Annotated in this window: 5 protein-coding genes and 1 pseudogene; 4 read left to right on the top strand and 2 right to left on the bottom strand. The window is 65.7% G+C overall.

The window, feature by feature from the left end:
* The 4 genes from GSQ79_RS15780 to GSQ79_RS15765 form a co-directional block, all read left to right on the top strand.
* Nucleotides 1–512, top strand: a 512-nt coding sequence (locus GSQ79_RS15780) for an ABC transporter permease (protein ID WP_158809656.1), incomplete at its 5' end; no start/stop codon positions are given.
* The gene (locus GSQ79_RS15775) at nt 488–1228 is read left to right on the top strand and encodes an ABC transporter ATP-binding protein (RefSeq protein WP_158809655.1); all 741 of its coding nucleotides are present in this window, start codon (nt 488–490) and stop codon (nt 1226–1228) included. The genes GSQ79_RS15780 and GSQ79_RS15775, both read left to right, overlap by 25 nt.
* A 137-nt stretch (nt 1229–1365) precedes the next feature.
* Complete coding sequence (gene gloB / locus GSQ79_RS15770; RefSeq protein ID WP_158809654.1) at nt 1366–2136, top strand: hydroxyacylglutathione hydrolase; 771 nt, start codon at nt 1366–1368, stop codon at nt 2134–2136.
* A 188-nt stretch (nt 2137–2324) separates the two neighbouring features.
* Nucleotides 2325–4070 carry a bifunctional diguanylate cyclase/phosphodiesterase gene (locus GSQ79_RS15765; RefSeq protein ID WP_158809653.1) on the top strand — a complete coding sequence of 582 codons (1746 nt, stop codon included), beginning with the start codon at nt 2325–2327 and terminating at the stop codon, nt 4068–4070.
* A gap of 28 nt (nt 4071–4098) precedes the next feature.
* Here the strand turns inward: GSQ79_RS15765 and queC are convergent, their stop codons facing one another.
* Together queC and GSQ79_RS15755 are read right to left on the bottom strand one after the other, a co-directional pair.
* Nucleotides 4099–4788 carry a 7-cyano-7-deazaguanine synthase QueC gene (queC, locus tag GSQ79_RS15760; protein ID WP_158809652.1) on the bottom strand — a complete coding sequence of 230 codons (690 nt, stop codon included), beginning with the start codon at nt 4786–4788 and terminating at the stop codon, nt 4099–4101.
* 28 nt (nt 4789–4816) lie between these two features.
* A pseudogene (locus GSQ79_RS15755) lies at nt 4817–5042 on the bottom strand (NADH pyrophosphatase); the annotation flags it as partial.

Here is a 5042-nt window from a genome sequence, read left to right as displayed (position 1 = left end):
GCGTGATCGTGCGGCGCTTCATCGAGCCCGCAATCGTTTTGGGGCTCACGGTGCCCGGGCTCGTATGGGCGCTGCTCTGCGTGATCTGGTTCGGCGTCAGCCTCGCGACCCCCGTGGCCTCGATCGCACTCGGGATTGCGCCGGCGCTCATCCTTCAGATCATCCACGGCATCCAGGCGATCGACGCGGACATTGTCGAGATGGCGCATGTGTTCAAGCTGCCGCGCTGGGCGAAGCTGCGCTATCTCTGGTTTCCCGCGCTCGTACCCTTCATGCTGAGCGGCACCCGCCTTGGCCTGTCCCTGGCCTGGAAGGTCATCGTTCTCGTCGAAATGTTCGGCCTGTCGAACGGCGTCGGCTACCAGCTTGATTCCGAATTCAGCGCGCAGAACGTCGCCGGCGTTCTCGCCTGGACGATCGTCTTCTGGGTCGTCATGGCGGCGCTCGATTATGGCGTAATTCAAACCTTGGAGCGTCGCGCCACGCGATGGCGCCGGGCCTCGCGACTGTGACCGCCGCGATCCGCTTTTCCCAGATCGGCAAGTCATACGTCCGGCCGCATTCCGGCCTGCGCGAGGCGGTCCTGCGCGATTTCGATTTCAACATCAGGCGGGGCGAGCTCGTCGCCTTCGTCGGCGCTTCCGGCGTCGGCAAGACCACCTTGCTGCATATCGCGGCCGGTCTCGAACTGGCCGATGCCGGCTCCATCAAGATTGCCGCAAGCGCGCGGGTCGGCATGGTGTTCCAGCAGCCGCGTCTGCTGGACTGGCTGTCGGTCGGCAAGAATATCGACGTCGCGACCGAGGCCGCTGGCGTCGATCCCGGTCATGGCAGGGCTTTGCTCGCCGCCGTCGGGCTTGCCGATTATGCCGACGCCTATCCCTTGGCCCTGTCAGGGGGGCAGCGCCAGCGCGTCGCCCTGGCCCGCGCCTTCGCCATCCGCCCCGACGTGCTGTTGCTCGACGAGCCGTTCAGCGCGCTCGACGAACTGACGGCACGGCGGCTGCGCCTGCAGTTGCAGGACCTGTGGCAGCGCGACCCTCCGACCGGCATTCTCGTCACCCACAACATGATGGAGGCGGCGTTCCTGGCCGACCGGGTCGTGATCCTGGGCCGCAAGCCCGCGAGGATCGAAGAGGTCATCACGGTCGACCTGCCGCGCCCCCGCACGCCGGACGATCCGGCGATCTTCGACGTGCATCGGCGGATCATAGCGGTTCTCGCCTGAGGGAAAGACAGACGGCGGCTGATGCGGATGAGACACTTTCGGGCGCGTAGCCGACACCAAGCCCATAGGCGCCGACACAAAAGCCTGCCGCTTTCGCCTCCGATGCTCTAAAACGCATCCCGTAGGGAGAGCTTCGTATGATCGCGCACATCCACCAGTTCCTTTGCCTGTCCGACAATTTCGGCGTGCTCATTCACGATCCCGAGACGCGCCGCACGGCGTCGATCGACGCACCGGACGCTGGCCCGATCCTCAAGGCCCTGGCGGACAAGGACTGGGAGCTGACCGACATCCTGGTGACCCATCATCATGCCGATCACACGCAGGGCATTCCCGGCCTCAAGGCGAAATTCCCGGACGTCAGGATCGTCGGCCCGGCCAAGGAGGCGGACAAAATCGGCTGTCTCGACGTCGCCGTCGGCGAAGCGGACTATGTCCATGTCGGCGCGTTGAAGGCTGCGGTGATCGAAGTCCCCGGCCATACCGCCGGGCATATCGCCTATCATTTCGAGGCGCACGACATCCTGTTTGCCGGCGACACGCTGTTCGCGCTGGGCTGCGGCCGGCCGTTCGAGGCGCCCCCGCGCGTGCTGTTTCACTCCCTGATGAAGCTGGCACGGCTGCGCGGCGAGACCCAGGTCTATTGCGGCCACGAATACACGTTGTCGAACGCGCGCTTCGCGCTATCGGTCGACGGCTCCAACGCGTTGCTTCAGGAGCGGGTGGCCGAGATCGAGAGCCTCGTTGCCGCCGGCGCGTTCACCCTGCCGACGACGATCGCGCTCGAGCGCGCGACCAATCCGTTCCTGCGTGCGGACGAGGAGAGCCTGAAGCAATCGATCGGCATGGCGAACGCCGACGATGTCGATGTGTTCACGGAATTGCGCGAGCGCAAGAACCGCGGCTGATCGCCTCGACGTCTCTGCTGCCGCGCGAAACGGTTTCTTAACCGTTCTTCGAACGAGTCGCGAAATCGGTGTCAATCGGTCGCGCTGAGCCGCGCGCTTCGCGGACTGCAATCGGTTCTTAAGCAACGAATGTCTATACTCGCCGTAGTCATTCCGGCGGCAAGGGCTTTGTAGGAAGGAAGTGGGTTGTGGCGCTGAAACAGCTTTCCCGCGTGGGGCTTGTGATGGCGTCGACTTTTTCGGCTCATGACGACTCAGGCGGCGGTACAGGGGGGACGCGGGCGTCCGCTCAGGACGTCACCTATGATTGGGACCTGGCGACCGACGCGATCACCTGGGGCGCGACGCTTCCCGAGGTCATTGGCTTTGCCGATCCGCAGTCGCTGTCGACCGGTCTCGGCTATGCCGAGCATCTGTCCGCCGAGAGCGCCTCGTCGCGCTATGAAGCCATCATGGCGAGCGGCGGCTGCGATGCCGGTGGTGGCGTTGTCTATCAAGTCGTTTACGGCCTGTCGGCGGATCCGCGCGCGGCCGGCGCAACGATTTGGATCGAGGATACCGGTCGCTGGTTCGCCGACGCCAACGGGCGTCCCGGCCTCGCGCATGGGGTCATCCGGGCGGTGACCGAGCGCCACGAAGCAGAGCGCCTGCAGACGCTTGCCGCGCAGCGCGATCCTCTGACGGGGGCCTATAACGAGCGGCATTTCATCGATCACATCAACCGCCATCTCACGCTGAGCGGGCGGAAGAACACGACCTTTGCCGTCCTTCTCGGCGAAGTCGTCGTGTCGCGCCGTGGGCAAGCGGTCGATACGGCAGAGGTTCTGGACGACGCGATCTCCGCCGCCGCGTCGCGGATACGCCAGCAGATGCGGGCGAACGAGGCTCTCGCCCGCTATGACGAGACCCGTCTCGCGATGCTGCTCGAGAACTGCAACGGTGAACAGATGGCGACCGCCGCAGCGCGCCTGATCGCGGCCGCCAATTTCGGCGCCGACGCCGCCGCGGATGGTGTCAGCGTCAGCATGCATGTCGGCGGGGTCATCGCGCCGCTGCACGGCAGGACGCCGACCGCGATCATGCGCTATGCGCACGAGGCTATGGAGGTCGCGAGCCATGCGGAGCGGCCGATGTTCGTCCGCTACGAGCCGGAGATGGTGCGGACCGAAGCGAAGAAGAAGCTGTCGCAGGCGACCGACGAGATCATCGCCGCGCTGAACGAAGGACGCGTCGTCCTCGCGCTGCAGCCGATCGTCGACGCCAAGACCAGGACGACGGTGTTTTCCGAGGCGCTGGTGCGGATCCGTCTGCTCGACGGCACGCTGCTGATGCCCGACGTGCTCGTGCCGGCGGCCGAGCAAGGTGGGCTCGTCGCGCTGCTGGACCGCCGCGTCGTCGATCTCGCCTTCACCCGGCTGGTGGCCGATCGCCACATGTCGCTTTCGGTCAACGCCTCGGTGACGAGTCTCCACGATCAGCAGTGGCAGGAGCACTTCCGCGCCGCCTGCGCCCGGCACCCCGGCGCGGCGAGCCGCCTGACGGTGGAGATCACGGAGACCTGCGCGGTGGCCGATCTCGACGCCACCCGCTCGGTGCTGCTCGCGCTCAAGGCGATGAACGTGAAGATCGCGATCGACGATTTCGGCTCCGGCCATTCGTCCTTCCGCAACCTGCGCGACCTGCCGATCGATTATCTCAAGATCGACGGCGCCTTCGCGCGCAATCTGGCGCAATCGCCGGACGACCGCTTCTTCATCCGCACCCTGATCGACCTCGCCAAGAACCTGCGCATTCCCACCGTTGCGGAATGGGTCGAGGACGAGGCGACGGCGCAGATCCTGACGGAATGGGGCATCGACCTGTTGCAGGGGCATCTGTTCGGCCGGGCGGAGGTCAGCGTCCTGACGCCGGGGCCGATGATCGCGTTCGGCTAGCCCGCAACGCCAATCCATATGACGGTCGTCATATCGCTTTGTAGGATCGCCAGCCCGAGGCCCTGAGCGCGCAGGCCGGGCAGTCTCCGCAGCCATAGCCCCAGTCGTGTTTCGCGCCGCGCTCGCCGCGGTAGCAGGTGTGGGTGTCCTCGACGATGAGGTCGACCAGCGCGCTGCCGCCGAGCGTCTCGGCGAGACGCCAGGTCGCCGCCTTGTCGATCCACATCAGCGGGGTGTCGACGATGAAGCGGCTGTCCATCCCGAGGTTGAGCGCCACCTGCATCGCCTTGATCGTGTCGTCGCGGCAATCGGGATAGCCGGAAAAATCCGTCTCGCACATGCCGCCGACGATGTGGCGGAGGCCGCGACGATGCGCCAGAGCGGCGGCGAAGGTGAGAAACAGCAGGTTGCGACCGGGCACGAACGTGTTGGGCAAGCCCTTGGCGTCCGTGGTGATGGCGATATCCCGCGTCATCGCGGTCTCGCCGATCGACGCCAGCACGGACAGATCAATCATATGATCGGGCCCGAGTTTTTCGCTCCAGGCTGGAAACCGCTCGGCCATCGTGGTGCGCAAGATCGGGCGTTGCGTCAGCTCGATGGCGTGGCGCTGGCCGTAGTCGAAGCCGACGGTCTCGACATGCTCGAAGTTTTGCAGCGCCCAGGCCAGACACGTGGTCGAGTCCTGGCCGCCGGAAAACAGAACGAGCGCCGTCATCGCGCGCGCGCCGTGTGCCGGAGATTCATCATTTGGCGAGCGCCCAGGCGCTGACGAGCAGGTTGGCGATCGCCAGTTTCGGCGGGCACGTCAAACCATCGGGATGGGTGCGCGACAGCATCAACCTGGTCTCGTCGCGGCTGAACCAGCGGGCGTCCTCGATCTCCGTGGCGTCGATGGTGATCTCGGTGCTCAAGGCCTCGGCAGTGCAGCCGATCATCAGCGACGAGGGAAACGGCCACGGCTGCGAGGCG

It is taken from the genome of Beijerinckia sp. L45, assembly GCF_009765775.1.
Taxonomy (GTDB): domain Bacteria; phylum Pseudomonadota; class Alphaproteobacteria; order Rhizobiales; family Beijerinckiaceae; genus RH-AL1.
Note: the sequence above shows the minus strand (reverse complement) of the source record. Positions and strands in the feature narration are given on the sequence as shown.

Excerpts from the sequence above, each read along its gene's own strand:
- GSQ79_RS15775 (WP_158809655.1), top strand. The coding sequence starts at position 488 with ATGGCGCCGGGCCTCGCGACTGTGACCGCCGCGATCCGCTTTTCCCAG.
- gloB (WP_158809654.1), top strand. The coding sequence starts at position 1,366 with ATGATCGCGCACATCCACCAGTTCCTTTGCCTGTCCGACAATTTCGGC.
- queC (WP_158809652.1), bottom strand. The coding sequence starts at position 4,788 with ATGACGGCGCTCGTTCTGTTTTCCGGCGGCCAGGACTCGACCACGTGT.